This is a genomic window from Candidatus Poribacteria bacterium (assembly GCA_026702755.1).
Lineage (GTDB): Bacteria > Poribacteria > WGA-4E > WGA-4E > WGA-3G > WGA-3G.
In genome coordinates, this window is record JAPPBX010000086.1 from 1 (window position 1) to 17901 (window position 17901).

General features: G+C 48.3%; 14 protein-coding genes and 1 tRNA gene. All 15 read left to right on the top strand.

Annotated features, from left to right (window positions below):
- Positions 1-135: 135 nt before the first annotated feature.
- The 15 genes from lepA (at position 136) to OXH39_16165 (ending at position 17814) form a co-directional block, all read left to right on the top strand.
- Positions 136-1941, top strand: coding sequence for a translation elongation factor 4 (lepA, locus tag OXH39_16095; GenBank protein MCY3551984.1), 1806 nt, complete (start codon positions 136-138; stop codon positions 1939-1941).
- Positions 1942-2013: 72 nt separating this feature from the next.
- Positions 2014-2820, top strand: coding sequence for a signal peptidase I (gene lepB, locus OXH39_16100; protein ID MCY3551985.1), 807 nt, complete (start codon positions 2014-2016; stop codon positions 2818-2820).
- Positions 2821-2867: 47 nt separating this feature from the next.
- Complete coding sequence (gene lepB / locus OXH39_16105; protein MCY3551986.1) at positions 2868-3638, top strand: signal peptidase I; 771 nt, start codon at positions 2868-2870, stop codon at positions 3636-3638.
- Between the two features lie 6 nt (positions 3639-3644).
- On the top strand, positions 3645-5585 hold the full coding sequence (gene selB / locus OXH39_16110) for a selenocysteine-specific translation elongation factor (GenBank protein MCY3551987.1): 1941 nt from the start codon (positions 3645-3647) through the stop codon (positions 5583-5585).
- Positions 5586-5683: 98 nt separating this feature from the next.
- Positions 5684-5777 (top strand) — tRNA-Sec (locus OXH39_16115).
- A 58-nt stretch (positions 5778-5835) separates the two neighbouring features.
- Positions 5836-6735: a lipoyl synthase gene (gene lipA, locus OXH39_16120; protein ID MCY3551988.1), complete on the top strand. Its 900-nt coding sequence runs from the start codon at positions 5836-5838 to the stop codon at positions 6733-6735.
- A gap of 490 nt (positions 6736-7225) precedes the next feature.
- Positions 7226-7600 (top strand): hypothetical protein, encoded by a 375-nt coding sequence (locus OXH39_16125; protein MCY3551989.1) that lies wholly within the window; start codon positions 7226-7228, stop codon positions 7598-7600.
- A gap of 289 nt (positions 7601-7889) precedes the next feature.
- Positions 7890-9593 (top strand): PQQ-dependent dehydrogenase, methanol/ethanol family, encoded by a 1704-nt coding sequence (locus OXH39_16130; protein MCY3551990.1) that lies wholly within the window; start codon positions 7890-7892, stop codon positions 9591-9593.
- Entirely contained in the window at positions 9532-10590 is a 1059-nt protein-coding gene (locus OXH39_16135) for a transporter substrate-binding domain-containing protein (GenBank protein MCY3551991.1), read from the top strand. The genes OXH39_16130 and OXH39_16135 overlap by 62 nt, the downstream gene beginning before the upstream one ends.
- Complete coding sequence (locus OXH39_16140) at positions 10587-11552, top strand: c-type cytochrome (protein ID MCY3551992.1); 966 nt, start codon at positions 10587-10589, stop codon at positions 11550-11552. The genes OXH39_16135 and OXH39_16140 overlap by 4 nt, the downstream gene beginning before the upstream one ends.
- 212 nt (positions 11553-11764) lie before the next feature.
- Positions 11765-12568 carry a 4-hydroxy-tetrahydrodipicolinate reductase gene (dapB, locus tag OXH39_16145; protein ID MCY3551993.1) on the top strand — a complete coding sequence of 268 codons (804 nt, stop codon included), beginning with the start codon at positions 11765-11767 and terminating at the stop codon, positions 12566-12568.
- A 71-nt stretch (positions 12569-12639) separates the two neighbouring features.
- Entirely contained in the window at positions 12640-13455 is an 816-nt protein-coding gene (dapB, locus tag OXH39_16150; GenBank protein MCY3551994.1) for a 4-hydroxy-tetrahydrodipicolinate reductase, read from the top strand.
- Positions 13456-13459: 4 nt separating this feature from the next.
- On the top strand, positions 13460-15472 hold the full coding sequence (locus tag OXH39_16155) for a YCF48-related protein (GenBank protein ID MCY3551995.1): 2013 nt from the start codon (positions 13460-13462) through the stop codon (positions 15470-15472).
- A 192-nt stretch (positions 15473-15664) separates the two neighbouring features.
- A complete protein-coding gene (locus OXH39_16160; protein MCY3551996.1) occupies positions 15665-16408 on the top strand; it encodes a phytanoyl-CoA dioxygenase family protein in 744 nt (247 codons plus the stop codon).
- Between the two features lie 230 nt (positions 16409-16638).
- Positions 16639-17814, top strand: coding sequence for an aminotransferase class I/II-fold pyridoxal phosphate-dependent enzyme (locus OXH39_16165; GenBank protein MCY3551997.1), 1176 nt, complete (start codon positions 16639-16641; stop codon positions 17812-17814).
- The last annotated feature ends 87 nt before the right edge of the window (positions 17815-17901 follow it).

Sequence of the window (17901 nt, forward strand, 5' to 3'; positions counted from 1 at the left end):
ATGTGCTGAGAATGTGCTTGCTGGTTTGGAGGCGAAGGGGATTATTGAAGACGACCACGTGCTTTGATGATTGTCTGTCCTGAAAACGAAATTTTATGGACAATCGGACAGAAGTTGTGATATACTATCTATATCATGCCAACGAATCTTCAACACATACGGAATTTCTGTATTTTAGGACACATCGATCACGGGAAAAGCACGCTGAGCGACAGGCTTCTCGAGCACACGAACACACTCACTGAGCGCGATATGCGCGAACAGGTGCTTGACTTGATGGATCTGGAACGCGAACGCGGTATTACCATTAAAGCAACCGCTGTCAAACTTCACTATCCCGCTGACGATGGAAACCGCTACGAACTCAACCTGATTGACACACCCGGACACGTCGATTTCACGTACGAGGTCTCTCGTAGTCTCGCTGCGTGCGAAGGTGCGATCTTAATTGTCGATGCCGCCCAAGGTGTCGAAGCACAAACCCTTGCAAACGCTTATCTCGCGATTGACAACGACCTTGAGATTATTCCCGTCGTCAATAAAATCGACTTGCCAACGGCACAACCCGACGAAGCCAGACGGCAGATAGAAGAGGTCATCGGTATTCCGGCTGACGATGCACTTCTCGTTAGCGCGAAAATGGGAACCGGTATTCCCCCCATATTGGAAGCAATTGTCAACCGGATCCCCGCACCCGTGGGTGAGACTGAAGCCCCATTGAAGGCACTCGTGCTTGACTCCGTCTATAATAACTACCGCGGGGTCATCATGTACACCCGAATCTTCGACGGCAGTGTGAAGTTGGGAGAGAGAATTCAACTCATGGAGACGAGACGCTCCTATGAAGTTGAGGAGGTCGGCATCTTCACCCCAGAAATGCAACCGACTACAGAACTTCGCACGGGTGCAGTCGGTTATCTCATTGCGGGCATCCGAGAGATTGACAAGGCGAAAATTGGGGATACAATCACACACCATACAAAACCGACAGCGACACCACTTCCGGGTTACCGAGAAATGAAACCGCTTGTATTCAGTGGTCTCTACCCAGCAGACACGAACCAATTTCATGCGCTGCGCGAGGCACTCGATAGACTACGCCTGAACGATTCCTCTTTCAATTTTGAGCCTGAAACATCCGTTGCGCTCGGCTTCGGATTTCGGTGCGGCTTTCTCGGATTGCTTCACATGGAGATTATTCATGAACGCCTTGAACGGGAATTTGGCCTTGAGCTTGTCCGTACCGCCCCGAGCGTGATGTATCGGGTCCACCTGAAAACGGGTGGACATGTACCGGTCGACAACCCCGCGCACCTCCCAGAACCAAATGACATCGAACGAATTGAGGAACCGTATGTCAATATTGACATAATAGTTCCGCGCGAGTATATTGGAAATGCAATGGAACTTTGTCAGAAGCGTCGGGGTGTATATAAGCGGATGAACCAATTGGACGCAAGTCGTGTGCAATTGCTCTACGAGCTTCCACTCAGTGAAATGCTAATGGACTTCTATCCGAAACTTAAATCGTTGACACGCGGTTACGGTTCGTTAGAATATGACATCGGGGAATACAAAACCGAAAAACTTGTCAAATTAGATGTCCTGCTGAATGGAAAACCTGTAGACGCGCTTTCGACGATTTTGCCACGAGACGAGGCAGAAACCCGTGGAAAGGTGTTAGTGTCAAAGTTGCAAGCGTTAATTCCGCGGCAGATGTTTGAGGTTCCAGTTCAAGCCGCAATTGGAAATAAGATTGTTGCACGCGAAACAGTACGCGCACTCCGAAAGAACGTCACTGCGAAATGCTACGGCGGCGATGTGACACGGAAACGGAAATTGCTTGAAAGACAGAAGGAGGGCAAAAAACGGCTCAAACAGATCGGTGAGGTTGATGTCCCCCAAGAAGCATTCATGGCAATGCTTGCAACTGATGAGTAGCGCACAATCGCGACTGACAAAGACCCTGAGATAGGAGAAAGGAGATCACCGTTTTACCCGACGGTTTCTATCATGAAGAAGAATACACAAAAACGCACACAAGTCCCTGAACCCAAATTAGCCAAACAGAAAAGACTCCACAAATCAAAGGTTCATGAGTGTATAAAGCAAATTATTGTTTCACTCATTTTTGTTTTCGGTTTCATAAATCCCTTTATTGTTCAAGCGTATAGAATCCCTTCTGGATCCATGGAAGATACACTCCTCGTCGGCGATCAGATTCTGCTGTGCAAGTTTATCTATGGGGTCAAGATCCCCGGCACAGATATAAAAATTTTTGACTTTCACGAACCGACACGCGGTGATGTCGTCGTTTTTATTCCAGCACATGACGAGCGACATTTTATCAAGCGCATTGTAGCCGTTGAGGGAGATACCGTTGAAACGCGTGATGATACACTTTATGTGAACGACGAAGTCGTTGACGACAGCACCTATACGAAGCATCTGAGGTTCAGCCCTTTCAGAAAGGATTTCCCACCGTTCCGGTACCCTGAATATCTTCCGACCGGTGAAAATTACGACGACTATACCTTGACCGAAAGTCAGTTTAGACGAAAATTTCCTGAAGGGAAGCCGTTCACTGTGCCGAAGGGCATGGTTTTCGCTATGGGCGATAATCGTGACCAGAGTAGCGATAGCCGTTTCTGGGGACCCGTCGCTGTAGATACTATTAAAGGACAAGCCTTTATGATTGTATTTTCGTTTGACAATCGTCCGGCGAAGTTATGGGAACCGTGGAAGATGATAGGCAATATCCGGTTTAATCGCATTGGTAAACTTATCCCCTCAGAATCGGACACATTCAAGGTAAACTAAACTGGGAAAAGGAGAGTGCTTTCTACGCATAGAGGCTGCAAAATATCATGAATGATAACGACACCCAATTATCTAAATGGCAAAAATTTCAGAAAACGATTGTATGGGAATACGCGCAAGTTATCGTTGTCGCACTGATTCTCGTTTTCGGGTTTATACGTCCCTTCGTTGTTGAGGCTTTCAAAATCCCATCGGGTTCAATGGAAGACACGCTTCTTATCGGAGACCGGATTCTGGTGTGCAAATTTATCTACGGCGTTAAAATTCCCGGCACGGACATCAAAGTTTTCGATTTCCATAAACCCTCCCGTGGTGACGTTTTCGTTTTTATCCCGCCACACGACAGGGAACGAAATTTTATCAAGCGCATCGTAGCCGTTGAAGGGGATACAATTGAAACACGCGGCGACACACTTTATATCAATGGCGAAGCAGCTGAAGATAGTCATTATACAAAACATATAACCTTCAGCCATTTCAGAAGGGGTGATTTCCCACCCTTCCGTCAGCCGGAGTATCTGCCAGAGACAGAGGCTTTTTCAGACTACAGCTTAACCACAAATCAATTTAGGCGTAAATTTCCTGACGGGAAACCCTTCACTGTTCCGAAAGGCACGGTATTCGCGATGGGTGATAACCGAGACCAGAGCAGCGATAGCCGTTCTTGGGGACCTGTAGATGTAAATGACATTAAGGGGCAAGCATTTATGGTGTACTGGTCATTCGATGCTCGCCCAGCGAAGCTGTGGGAAGTGTGGAAGATGGTAGGTAACGTCCGATTCAACCGAATTGGCAAACTCATCCATGCACATCCTTAAAGACTCATGCATCAAGATAGACGACACCTCATCATTGGAACAGCAGGACACGTTGACCACGGAAAAACTGCGCTCGTTGGTAGACTTACCGGGATGGAAACAGACCGGCTTAAAGAAGAACAGGAGCGCGGCTTGTCCATTGAGTTAGGCTTTGCCTACTTCGACCTTCCCGACGGTTCGCGTGCCGGTATTGTTGATGTTCCGGGTCATGAGAAATTCATCAGAAGCATGCTCTCCGGTGCTTATGGCATGGATATCGTCCTCTTCGTTGTTGATGCGAAGGAAGGTGTTCAGGAACAGACCCTTGAACATTTGGCAATCTTGGATCTGCTTGGGATTTCAAACGGCATCCTCGTGATGACAAAATCGGACTTGGCTACGCCCGATGAATTGGCGGAAGCGACCGAAATGACACAGGAAATGCTCGTCGGAACGAGTCTTGAAGGCATCCCAAATGTCAGTGTATCCTCGATAACGGGTGAAGGTATCGAAGTGCTGAAGCAGACGATTGTCGAACAGGTAACAGTCGCAACGAAAGCAGAGGAAAACGATGGAATTCCGAGATTATACGTTGACAGGGTTTTCACGGTGCAAGGGTTTGGCGTCGTTGTGACAGGCACCCTGATTGGTGGCTCAATTAACCAAGACCAACGGATGGTGATCCTCCCGCAAGGCGAGCCTATCCGCGTGCGCGGAATACAAGTGCACAACGAAACTGCCCCGGTTGCACAAGCAGGACAAAGAACAGCACTGAATCTTTCCGGTATCTCTGCCCAAGACATCCAACGCGGCGATGTGCTCTGTCCAATTGAGTTCTCACAAGTGACCGACAACATTGATATGTCGCTGCAAGTGCTAACATCATTTCCAAGGATACTTGAACACTGGACGCGTCTGCGTGCGTATCTCGGTACCCGTGAAATATTTTGCCGCCTGATTCTACTGGTTGACGAAGCAATTCTACCGGGTGACACTGTGCAAGTTCAACTCCGCTTAGAACAACCGATTCTCACGTTTAGAGGGGATCGAATTATTCTACGAGATTTCTCAGCGCAATACACGGTCGGTGGCGGCGAGGTTATTAATCCGTTTGCGCCGCGGCATAAGCGGTTCGTCCCAGAAACCATCGCCACTTTAGCACAGTGGGAAGAAGCCAACGATGCCCAGATAGTGAACACTGTGTTAGAAAACAGCGACACCCTTTGCGTACCAGAATCGTTTCTATATTACTATCTACCACATTCGCAGATGAACGTGAAAGCCATTTTCGACAGCCTTGAAGCGGACGAGAAGATTGTGCGATGGGATAAATCGGGGAGAACGCCCCTCGTTTCTGACGCTGCACGCACCACAACAGCCAAAGAAAACATAATGGAGACATTGGCAGATTTCCACGAAGCCCAACCCCTCCTTGCTGGTCAAAACGTTTCGCAACTTCGTCGCGCACTTAAATTGGACGAAATCGGCTTTGAGAAACTTGAGAACCGACTCATTGCCGAGAATCAACTCGTCAAAGAGGGAAATTTGATCCGGTTGGCATCCCACGAAATTCAGTTTTCCCAAGAGGAGGAAGATGCGAAGGAGACGTTAGAGCAACTATTCTTGGAGGCAGGTATCAACACACCGACGCTCAATGAACTCAACACTTCACTTCCAGAATACACGCCGCAGGTGATTGAATCCACATTTTTCGCACTCCTGAACTTGGGACGATTCGTCAAAATAGCGGATAATTTTTTCATTCATCAAACCGTTTTTGAGGAGACACGGGAATTACTCATCACTTATCTCCGAGAAAATGATATAATAAGTGTCGCTGAGTTCCGCGAAACGGCACAAACCTCGCGAAAATACGCTGTCCCGTTCCTTGAGTATTGCGACAGTCAGAATCTCACGGTTCGAGATGGCAATGTCCGAAGGTTACATCCGCGGCACAAGGAAAGATAACAGGACTTACGCAGCTCCCTTGCTGGCGAGGTTACAAACCTCGCCAGCGGCGTGTGGAATGTATACGGTGTTTATGTGCACATAGCACCCACAATTATGGGGGAGGATAGGGTCTGGTGGCTCTACCGGTCTTCAAAACCGGCTTGTCCATGCAAGTGGATAGGTGGGTTCGATTCCCACCCTCTCCCGCCAACGACTAAAACAAACTAAGCGACTTTCCTGACTACTCCTGTTAGGGCTAAATTAGAAAATGCTAAAAACACTTCCGCTCGTTGAGCCAAAAACCCAGCAACGACGGCACCCGACCTGGATCAAGGCGCGGATGCCGAGCGGTGGTAACTACGCTGAGCTCAAAAAACTCATGCGGGACCTACAGCTCCACACGGTTTGTGAAGAGGCGCGATGTCCCAACATCGGTGAATGTTGGAATAGCCGCACCGCCACCTTCATGATACTCGGAGATGTCTGCACACGCCGCTGCATGTTTTGTGCTGTCAAAAAAGGCACGCCCGGTGGTATCGTCGATACAGATGAACCGCGTAGGCTCGGCGAGGCAGTCGGTTATCTAAAACTCAATCACATCGTTATCACCTCAGTCAACCGAGACGACCTCACAGACGGTGGTGCGAGCGTTTTTGCCGAATGTATCGCTGAAGCGCGGAAACACCGCCCCGGATGCACAGTGGAAGTCCTTATCCCCGACCTTGAAGGAAATTGGGACGCACTCGCCGTCATCGTGCAAGCACATCCAGAAGTGCTCAATCACAACACCGAGACAGTCTCACGCCTCTACCGCCGTGTCCGTCCATACGCAAATTACCAACAAACCCTGAATCTCCTCCGAATCGGTAAGCAATTGGATGCACAGATACTCACAAAGTCTGGACTCATGGTAGGCTTAGGTGAAACTGTGACAGAACTCTTAGAGACAATGCAGGACATCCGCAATACCGAATGTGACATTCTCACCATAGGTCAATATCTCTCCCCTTCTCCACGCCATTTACCGATCCAACGCTACTACACGCCCGAAGAATTTGTGGAACTCAAAGAAGCAGGACTCGAAATGGGATTTCGACATGTAGAATCGGGTCCATTAGTGCGGAGTTCCTACCACGCTGGCGAGCAAGCAAGATTAGACCAAAACTAATAACATTAGGGCTTACACGTTCCCTTCGCTAGCGAGGTGTTTTTGCTTGGGTATTTCCGATAGAAACATCGCCAGCGGCGTGTGGAATGTCCGTAGTGGATGTGACCGTAGGTTAGGTTGAGCGGGAAAAACCAAGGACTCTTGCGATTATACGCAAAATCACTTTCTTTCGGGCAGCCTTTTCCAGAAATAAGCATAGCGAAACCCAACATTCCAAACGTTATCGGCGTGAGAAATGTTGGGTTTCACTCGTGTTGCGGTAATTTTAGGGTTCTTGATGTCTTTGAAGGTCTATTGTCTCCATGGTCTTTTGAGTAAGATCCGTTCAACCCAACCTACGGGCTTACGTCGAGATCACATTAATAAAGATGTAAACGAAGGAAACGCGACTGACGTTACTACTGTGGAAAATGATGATTTTGAAATAATCTTTCTCATGAGTAGAGCGATCCATTAGGTTTACACAACTACGCAAGACAAGGAGGAACCTATGAACCCCAGATGTGAATATATGATACTGTTTGTCATCTGCGTGCTTATATTCGCAGTAATCGGATGTGCGACACACACCATCCAACATGACCAAGATGTTGAAGCCTTCTATAGTCCTTGGTTGAACCAGTCCTTTGAAGAATTTTTGGAGAAGTATCCGGATCCAACACAGTCAATCCCTATAGGTCAAGGCAACTATAGGCATACTTACGTTTACGATATTGAATCACAAACTGAAATTGCTATCAATCTATTAGCGACAATAGGAGACACAAATACGGGGCACGACGATTACTACCATATCTATGTTTATGTGAACAGTGCCGGGGTTATCTATAAGATGGATTACCGACGCAAATCCGAGACATGGTAATGATCCCAAGTAAAAACATCCCGACTTTCCTCAATAGACACATCGCCACCGCTGGTGAGGTTAAAAAATCTCGCCTACCGAGTGGCGAAAGTGTCTATCTGTTTTTATAATTCATCATAAACAACCTACCGAGAAATTTTTCACGCTTTACATAAAATCTGATTTTTGGTAAACTAATATCTGAGTCCCCTATTTTTGTAACGATGTGAAATGCCACCCTTTTTCTTCACGATATGATTTAGCGACAGGAAATTGCAATTGTCTGAGCAGGAAAACATGGAGGTGGAATATGAAGAGGTACATTTTTCTCGAAGCAGCAACCCTTGCCATCTTTGTAGTAGCCTTAGTCCTTGTTGCGATACCGAGCAGGGTTCCAGCCAACGCCGGGACAGAAGATATCCAACCTGTCACCAACGAGATGCTGCTTTCAGCACAAGACGATCCCGAAAGTTGGTTGATGTATGGGCGGGACTACAGAAGTTGGCGATACAGTCAACTGACAGAAGTTAACACCGAAAACGTCAACAGACTTGTTCCGAAATGGGCATTCCAAATTGGCACACCCTACGATAAATTTGAATGTACCCCACTTGTCGTTGACGGCGTGATGATCATCACAACGCCTTATAGCACAATCTACGCTGTGAACGCAAGAACTGGTAAGGAAATATGGCGGTACGATTATGAACTTCCCGACGATTTGGCGATCTGCTGCGGTATGGTGAACCGAGGGGCTGCCATTCTCGGCGATAAAATCTTCTGGACAACACTTGATGCCCATCTCCTCGCGCTTGATGTGAAAACCGGCACGGTGTTGTGGGATAGAGTTGTCGGCGATCTGACCAACGCCGAGTCCCTCACTGTTGCACCGTTAGTTGTTAAGGACAAAGTGGTTGTCGGTATATCAGGTGCGGAGTACGGCATCCGCGGTTATATTGATGCCTATTACGCTGAAACGGGTGAACAAGCATGGAGATTTTACACCGTCCCTTCAAAAGACGAACCCGGTGGTGACACATGGGAAGGCGATTCATGGATGACAGGCGGCGGATCCGCTTGGGTCACGGGTTCCTACGACCCGGAATTGAATCTCGTCTACTGGGGTACGGGTAATCCGGCACCAGACTGGAACGGCGACGTTCGGAAGGGCGACAACCTCTACACAGACTGCATCGTCGCGTTGGATGCCGATACAGGAAAACTCAAATGGTACTTCCAAGCGACACCGCACGATCTGTGGGATTGGGACGGCGTGAGTGAACCTGTATTGATTGATATGGAAATTGACGGCGCACCAGTTAAAGCGTTGATGCAAGCGAATCGCAACGGTTACTTCTACGTCCTTGACAGAACGAATGGCAAATTTTTATATGCGGCACCTTACTGCGAACAGAACTGGTCTGCTGGACTCGACGAAAACGGTCGTCCGACTGTCAAACCCGGTGTGTCTACTTCAGAGGAAGGCACGATTCGCGTCTGTCCGGGTGTAGAAGGCGGCAAGAACTGGTCCCCCTCAGCCTATAATCCGCTCACAAACTACCTCTACGTTCCTTCGCTGGAACTCTGTGGCTCCTTTCATCAAGGTCGCGTTTTCTATCTGAAAGGATTGCCCTATCTCGGAAGTGGTATGACAGCAGAGAGAGACGAAGCTGGCGATATGAAGATGTGGGGACACATTAGCGCGATCGATATTTCTACAGGTGAGATTAAATGGCGGCACAAGACGAACTTTCCACAATGGGGCGGGTGTCTCACAACAGCGGGCGGTCTCGTTTTTTCGGGTGATTTAGAGGGACGATTTATGGCACTATCAGCGGAAACCGGTGAAGTACTTTGGGATTTCCAGGCCGGCTCCGGTGTTTTCGCACCCCCCATTACCTACGAACTTGACGGCGTCCAATACGTTGCGGTAGCGTCAGGTGCCGTGAAATATGCTGAAGTTAATGCGCGTCAAGGTGGAACCCTCTTTGTGTTCGCGCTTTTTGATGAGTAGCCATCAGCCATCGGTTATCGGCTTTCAGATAGAGAGCGTTGTGCCATTGTCATCGTCAGCAAGTGCCACACGAACTACTGCTGTTCTCACTGCAAAGCAAGTTGAAAAAGGAGATAGCCCCGTGAAACACTATATCACTTTGTGGGTCTCGCTTTTTACAGTCCTCGTTTTGATATTGCCGAACGCAAACGCTAATAATACATTGGAGGAGATTCGGAAAAAGGGTGTTTTAACAGTGTGTGTGGATGTCCGAAATCTACCCTATTCTAATGCGAACCCGGAACTCCCTGGATTAGACGTTGAGATCGCACATCTGCTGGCAGAGGGACTTGGCGTTAAGCTGGAACTTCATTGGCTTAACACGCTTCGCGATAGCCTGCTCGCTGATATGTTAGAGGGACACTGCGATTGTGTGATCGGCATCCCAATTGAGGAGCGCGCGATGAGTGAATCCATCCAATTAGGTAAGCGCGTTGACTTCTCGAAACCGTATTACGGGACCGGCTATGTGTTAGTAAAGCGGAAAAACAACCCACAATCGCCTAAGACTTTGAATGACATCAAATCAGAGATGATTGGCGCAGAAGGCGGATCTATTGCAAGTGATGTCCTTCGGCAGCAGGGGTATAATCGCCGCGTCTACGGCTCACAAATCGCTGTTCTGGACGCTATAAAGAAGGGACAAGTCGCTTACGGATGTGTCTGGGCAAACGCCGGTTGGCTGATAGAAAAAGGTTCACGAATTCAGCAAGCAGAACAGACAGACACTGTCTATCCCGAATTGGAAATTGTTAAGGGGTACATACCAGAACCTCGTTTCCGTTGGAATGTCTCTATCGCTTTCAGCAAAGGGACACCGACACGAAAAACACAAGATTTTCAAGAGGCTGTTAACAAAATCATCGAAGAGAAATGGAGCGCGGAGAAACTCAAAGAACTCTGTGAGAAGTACCATTTACCTTACTTCACTCCATTTCAGGAGGATGAAAAGAAATGATGTACGCCACTCACAAGTTTGTAAAGGTGTGTTGTCAGTCTATATCTAAACTGTGTGAACGAACAATTTCGACCTCATGCATAGCGTGCGGCGTTTTCCTTCTCTTTTCAGGCGTTGGTTTCTTCCTTTTTTCTGCTGTGAACGCCGAAGATCTGGAGGTAGACAGGGCACCTGCGGCACCGAGAGAAGACACCACTGAGGAAGATGTTATAGACGGCGCTTTCTATTTCCGTTTAATGTGTTGGGGGTGTCATGCAGGAGAGACACGCGGTACGGAGGCACCGGACCTCTTCAAACCGCAATGGCTTTACGGATGGACGGATGACGGTATCTTCCAGACAATATTCAACGGACTTCCGGGAACGCGGATGCAAAAGTTCGGTGGTAAACTCTCTGACGAAGCGATTAACATGATTGTTGGTTACGTCCGATCGGAACAAGCAAAAGCCGCAGGCGTTTCCGTAGAGGAAACAAAACCTTCTGAGGAATGGACACCTTATATGGAGGGCGATGTCAAAGCAGGAGAAACTATCTTCTTCTCAGACGGATATGCTTGTGGTAAATGCCATACAGTTCACGGCAGAGGTGCCACTGGTACTGGCGGCGAGATAGGTCCCGATTTGACCTATATAGCGCGCACGCGTTCCCCGCAATTCATTGTGGAATCCACCCTCAATCCGCGTGCCTACATCGCTGATGCGTACGAATTGCTCACTATTTTCACCAAAGATGGAAAGGAAATTACGGGCAGGAAACGGTATCTGTACGATCACAGAGGGCGTAAGAATGATGAGGTTGTGCAGATACTTGATAGTTCAGGGAAGTTGTGGACGACTTACTATAAAAAAGATATAAGGAGCACCAGCGTTCCACAAGCAGGCGTTATGCCTGAAAACTATGCTGATATTCTTTCAGTAAAGCAGATGCATGACCTTCTGGCATATCTGTTCACGTTGAAATAGCCATCAGCAGTCAGGTCGCTTCGCTCTCAGTTTTCAGCAAAGAGGTTTTCGTTTAACAGCATCCTCTTTACTGATGGAAACCGATTGTCGATGGCTGACCACTATTCTAATAATACCGAAAACGTAGCCTGTAATGTAATGGAAGGCGGATCTATATCAAAAACCGTCAAAGTTCAAACCCACGTCATTTAACCGCAAGGAAAATTTAAAAGATGATTCGTGTAATTATTAATGGGGCATGCGGACGTATGGGACGGCTCATTATCCAAGGTGTCTCCCAACAAGCCGATATGGAACTTGTCGGCGCGATTGAATATCCTGAACACCCACAAATCGGGAGCGATGCGGGTGTCGTCGCAGGTATCGGCGATATCGGTGTCCCCATCACAGGTGAACTCGACGACCTACTTCAAAATGCTGATGTCGTCATCGAATTCTCCAAACCTGAAGCAACCATTGAACACCTCCGACAAGTCGTCAATGCCGACAAAGCGATGATAATCGCAACAACCGGATATGATCCTGACGAGCTGGAAACGGTCAAAGCACTCGCCTCACAGATCCGCTGCGTGATGGCACCGAACATGAGCCTCGGTGTTAACGTGATGATCCAAGCCCTTGAATTAATCGCTAAGGCTCTTGGAGACGATTACGATATTGAGGTCATAGAGGCACACCACAACCACAAAGCAGATTCACCGAGTGGCACAGCACTCCGTTTAGCGGAAACTGTCGCTGCGGCATTGGATCGAGACTTAGACGAGGTAGGTGTCTACGGCAGACACGGCATTGTCGGTGCGAGACCTAAGAAACAGATCGGCATCCATGCGGTACGAGGCGGTGACATTGCTGGCGACCATACCGTGCTGTTCGCAACCGAGGGTGAGCAATTGAGTGTTGTCCATCGCGCCCACAGTCCAGAGGCATTCGCCAAAGGGGCGATTCGCGCAGCGAGATGGGTCGTCGATGCCCCCAAAGGCTTACACGACATCAGTAAAGTCCTTTTTGAGAAGTAATAAGCACGACCTTAACTTCTTAGTAGCAACCCGACTGACTTAAACGGTGCCGAGAGGTCCATAGTAAAAAAATGATTCGTGTAGTTATTACCGGTGTCTGTGGTCGTATGGGACGGTGCATCACACGAGGCATCGCCCAACAATCAGATATGGCACTCGTTGGGGCTATCCAATATCCATCGCATCCACACATCGGAAGTGATGCTGGTGTTGTCGCGGGTATTGGTGAAATAGGTGTCCCTATCACGGGTAAACTTGAGGATGTCCTCCAAAACGCTGATGTCGTGATTGAGTTTTCAAAACCGAAAGCGACCTTGGAGCATCTTCAACAGGTTGTCAATACAGAGAAAGCCATAGTTATCGGAACGACCGGGTTTGATTCTGATGAACTCGCAACCATCAAAGCACTCACCTCTCAGATTCGTTGTGTGATGGCACCGAACATGAGCCTCGGTGTCAATGTGATGATTCAAGCACTCGATTTAATTGCAAAAGCTCTTGGAGATGATTATAATATTGAGGTAATAGAAGCACATCACAATCACAAATCGGATTCGCCGAGCGGCACTGCACTCCGTTTAGTAGAGACGGTCACTGCATCACTGGAGCGAGACTTAGAAGAGGTGTGCATTTATGGCAGACACGGCATTGTCGGCGCGAGACCGAAGAAACAGATTGGTATCCATGCGGTGCGTGGCGGTGATATTGCTGGCGATCACACAGTACTGTTTACAACTGAAGGTGAGCAATTGCGTATTGTTCACCGTGCGCATAACCCAGAGGCGTATGCCAAGGGTGCGATCCGTGCAGCGAGATGGGTCGTCAATGCGCCTAAAGGCTTACACGATGTCAGTGAAGTCCTTTTTCATTCTCAGAAACATGACTAATCGGATGTTGCAACGTCATTCGCGTGTTTCCTGTGTGTCTGTTGTCCTCATCATTGCATTATTTATAATCGGATGTGAAGATATAACGTCTAAGGAACAGAGACGGTACAGATGGAAAACCGTCATGGAGGGTGATTGGAGTTCGCACCTATACGATGTCTATTTTGTAAATGAGAACATAGGATGGGCAGTTGGCAACGCGGTAGACCTAATTCCAAGTCTTGATCATGAAGAGGGTGCGGAAAGCCTCATTATCCATACAAAAAATGGCGGACAGACGTGGCACAGACAGAGCAGTAGTGCTTTCGGCAGACCGTTGCGAAACGTCTACTTTCGCTCTGCCTTAGAAGGTTGGTGCACCGGTGAAGGCGGTGTTCTGATCCATACGACAGATGGTGGCAAAACGTGGCAGCACATCGAAACAGGCACAGAAAACAACTTGCACGATCTTTTTATAGGCGAGGCTACAGGGTGGATCGTCGGGGATTGGGGCACACTGCTAAAAACAACCGATGGTGGACAGACGTTTACAAAGATTGATGGAAAGGTGTTCAACAGAAAATCACTGAAAGGTGTCCACTTCGTAAGCGAAAATCTGGGCTGGATTATCACCTACAACACACCGACATCAACACATAATGAAAATGCGGGTTACATCTATCAAACAACCGATGGGGGAGAGACCTGGCAAACCCAATTCGAGACAGAAGATGCCCTATTCAACCTTCACTTTATAGACGAACAGACGGGCTGGGTTGTCGGCGACCGGCGGAGTGTTTTCGCAACAACTGACGGCGGAGAAACCTGGGAATTTATCACACACGGGACAAATGAACGTCATAAAAGCAGTTACGGACAACCGGAGTATCTCGGCAAAGAGCCACTACATACCTTTACACTTTACGATATTGACTTCGCGGATGCCCAAAACGGTTGGATTGTCGGCGACTTAGGGGTGATTCTTCACACCTCATCTGGTGGAAAAGGAAAATGGAAACATCAACGCGGCGGTCCCCGCTTTCACAATAGTGCGGACGCTGTCCTATTGGGGCTCGACTTCGTCTCTAAACAATTGGGTTGGGCAGTCGGTGAAAACGGAACCATCCTACACACTCGCAACGGTGGCGTAACATGGGAATCACAATCAAGTCCGAGCCACCTCCTTGTTGGTGTTTGTGCCACCTCGTCTGAGGAAGGATACGTCGTTGGAGACCGAGGTTCCATTCTACGAACCGAAGATGGTGGCGTTGTATGGAACGCACAAGACAGCCGCACGACGGAGTGTTTCGGTGCGACTCACTTTGTGTCCCCACAAGTCGGATGGGCAGTTGCTGAAGCTGGTGTGATTCTGCACACGGCAAACGGCGGAAGCGTTTGGCATCGTCAAACTTCAGGGACAGAGCAGGATCTGCTCTCTCTTTTTTTCGTGGACGAAAAAAACGGATGGTGTGTAGGCAGTGGCGGCGAAATCATCCACACAAATGATGGCGGGAAAACGTGGAATCGACAAAAGAGCAGAACGACTTGGAATCTTTTTGACGTTCACTTTACTTCCAAGCAGCGCGGTTGGGTGGTTGGGATGAATGGCACAATGCTTTCCACAGTTGATGGCGGCACCAATTGGAAGTTGTCATCTATCAGTCGGCGGCACCCATTCTTTTTCCTCGATGCCGTTACCTTCGTCTCACCAGAAATTGGATGGGTCGTAGGTTTAGATCTACGCAGCTTGGGTATGGATGGGCTGATTCTACATACGGAGAACGGCGGAAAAACATGGCAACGCCAAGAGAGTCATACTGCCAATTTTCTTGACGACGTATTTTTTATCTCAGAAACAGAAGGTTGGATCGTTGGAAAAGAGGGGCTTGTCCTGCACACAAATGATGGCGGGCAAAATTGGAGACCCCAGCACACAGAAACTCGGACAGATTTGAAGGCTATTTATATAAGCAGCAGAGACAGCGGATGGGTGGTTGGTCAAAACGGAACAATTCTCAGGTATGAGGCTGTTCCGTGAATAGTTTTCAGTCGTCAGTTATCGGTTTTCAGTGAAGAGAAACTCTGTAACAATCTCCTGAAACTTGGAATATTCCAGACTGAGGTGAATTGTTACCAGAAACCTCTTGTGACTGATAACTGACAACTGATAACCACTTCCTCCGAAAACTATTCTTCTGACAATTGGTGACCCTACAAAAGGAAAAGCAACATGACAGACGAACAAAAATACCTATTTGACTTACAAGGTTTCATTCTGCTAAAGAGTGTTATCCCGCAGTCAGTGGTTGATGCGTGTAACGCTGTGTTAGACGAGTACGAGAATATGCCGCCTGACGATTATCCGTCTCCACTGTGCCTCGGCACACAACGAACGGAGAAGGAACTCTATATCTCCAATATTTTGGAGGCAGATAGCGTCTTTAACGCCCTCATCGACATTCCAGAGGTGTTGGACGTAATCCAAGGCGTAACCGGCGGTCCCTATCGACTCAATCACACGTATACGATTTACCGGTGGGGCGGTGGCTATACCGGGTTACACATGCACGGAACACCGATTATCCCGAAATGTCAATACCATTGCAAAAACGGAGAGATGGTGTCAACCTTAACAAAAGCAGTCTTTCCGATGCTGGATTGCGATGTAGAAGACGGGTGTTTCGCTGTTATACCGGGTGCCCATAAAAGCAATTTCCCAAAACCTTGGGGAGGTCATCCCGACGAAAACCCAGTGTTGACACCGATCCCAGCAAAAGCAGGGGACGCTGTCATCTTTACGGAGGCACTCACACACGGGTCCGTCATCAATGTTTCTGGCAACCCGCGCCGGACGCTCTATTACTGCTACAGCATCGGCTACATGCCAGATTGGGGCGGTCAAGGTTTGCACTTCAGCCCTAACGTTATGGAAAGCCTCAGCGAAACCCAACAGTCAATCCTTCATCTTAAATAGTTTTAACCATCAACTCGCGCCTTAGCAAAAATATCTGTAGACGAGTTGATGGTTAAAGTTTTCAGTTATCAGTTTCGAGTTAAAAAAGGGTTTTGATAGTCCGAATATTCCTTGCTGATAACTTCTTTATCAATCGAGAACGTAAGCCCGTAATGAAATGGAGGGCGGCTCTGCACAGAAGCACGTGATGCCCCAACCAACGTTACTTAACCGCAAGGTAAATTAAAAATATGATTACGATCGCAGAACGGTTAGAGAAACTTCCACCTTATCTCTTTGTAGATTTACGTCAAAAAATGCAGGCAGCACAAGCACGAGGCGTTGATGTGATTAGCCTCGGCATCGGTGACCCGGATATTCCGACACCAGACCCAGTTGTTGAAACCTTATGTAGCGCAATCCAAAACCCCGATGACTCAGACAGACACCGCTACGGGTGCGACATCCCCGTTGACGATTTCCCACAAGCAGTCCTCGACTTTTACCAACATCGTTACGGGGTCACACTGTCCGATGAACAGGTTGTGACAACGCTCGGTAGTAAAGACGCTATCGTTAAAATGGCACTGGGCATTCTCAATCCAGGCGACATCGGCATCGCAGCGAGTCCAGGCTATCCGACCTACAACATTGGACACGTGTTTGCCAGCGCGACGACCTACTACGCGCCGATTCTGCGAGAAAACGATTTCTATGTTGACTTTGACGCTATTCCTGACGAAGTAAAACGCCTCGCCAAAGTCCTTTGGATCAACTATCCAAACAATCCCACGACAGCCACTGCCGACCTCGATTTTTTCGAGCGCGCCGTAGAATTTGGACGACAAAACGACATTCTTATTGCGCACGACAACGCTTACAGCGAAAATACTTACGATGGGTATCGCTCCCCAAGTATTTTGCAAGTAGAGGGTGCCACCGAGGTCGCTGTCGAATTCTTTTCACTGAGCAAAGCGTTCAATATGACAGGATGGCGATTGGGATTTGTCGCTGGCAATCCAATTGCTGTCGATGCTGTCAAGAAGGTCAAAGACAATATCGATAACGGTTCGCTCCGTGCACTCCAGTTCGCCGGTGCAAAGGCACTCTCAATCGTAGACGAAATTACACCAGCGATAAACGCAGTTTATCAAAAGCGCCGAGATATGGTGGTAGACGCGCTTACGGATAGCGGATGGGAAATCGAGAAACCGAAGGCGACGATATATGTTTGGGCATCCGTTCCACCGCGGTTTAACGGATCCAGCCGCGCCTTTGCGACAGCACTGCTTGAGGAAGCGGGCGTTGTTGTAACACCGGGACTCGGATACGGACAATGGAGCGAAGGTTATTTCAGAATCTCACTTACGTATCCAGACGCAGTGATTGAGGAAGCAATTTCCCGGATTCGCGATTTCTCGCAGTAAAGAAATAGCCGTCGGCTCTCGGGTGTCAGCAGTCAGAAACCAAAAGATTTTGATCATCAACTTGGCTTCCAGATTTACAAACGGACG

Bases quoted from the DNA above. Each gene is read 5' to 3' on its own strand.
- lepA (MCY3551984.1), top strand. From the start codon at position 136: ATGCCAACGAATCTTCAACACATACGGAATTTCTGTATTTTAGGACAC.
- OXH39_16130 (MCY3551990.1), top strand. From the start codon at position 7,890: ATGAAGAGGTACATTTTTCTCGAAGCAGCAACCCTTGCCATCTTTGTA.
- lepB (MCY3551985.1), top strand. From the start codon at position 2,014: ATGAAGAAGAATACACAAAAACGCACACAAGTCCCTGAACCCAAATTA.
- OXH39_16125 (MCY3551989.1), top strand. From the start codon at position 7,226: ATGAACCCCAGATGTGAATATATGATACTGTTTGTCATCTGCGTGCTT.
- lipA (MCY3551988.1), top strand. From the start codon at position 5,836: ATGCTAAAAACACTTCCGCTCGTTGAGCCAAAAACCCAGCAACGACGG.
- OXH39_16140 (MCY3551992.1), top strand. From the start codon at position 10,587: ATGATGTACGCCACTCACAAGTTTGTAAAGGTGTGTTGTCAGTCTATA.
- OXH39_16165 (MCY3551997.1), top strand. From the start codon at position 16,639: ATGATTACGATCGCAGAACGGTTAGAGAAACTTCCACCTTATCTCTTT.
- dapB (MCY3551994.1), top strand. From the start codon at position 12,640: ATGATTCGTGTAGTTATTACCGGTGTCTGTGGTCGTATGGGACGGTGC.
- lepB (MCY3551986.1), top strand. From the start codon at position 2,868: ATGAATGATAACGACACCCAATTATCTAAATGGCAAAAATTTCAGAAA.
- dapB (MCY3551993.1), top strand. From the start codon at position 11,765: ATGATTCGTGTAATTATTAATGGGGCATGCGGACGTATGGGACGGCTC.
- selB (MCY3551987.1), top strand. From the start codon at position 3,645: ATGCATCAAGATAGACGACACCTCATCATTGGAACAGCAGGACACGTT.
- OXH39_16135 (MCY3551991.1), top strand. From the start codon at position 9,532: ATGCTGAAGTTAATGCGCGTCAAGGTGGAACCCTCTTTGTGTTCGCGC.
- OXH39_16160 (MCY3551996.1), top strand. From the start codon at position 15,665: ATGACAGACGAACAAAAATACCTATTTGACTTACAAGGTTTCATTCTG.
- OXH39_16155 (MCY3551995.1), top strand. From the start codon at position 13,460: ATGTTGCAACGTCATTCGCGTGTTTCCTGTGTGTCTGTTGTCCTCATC.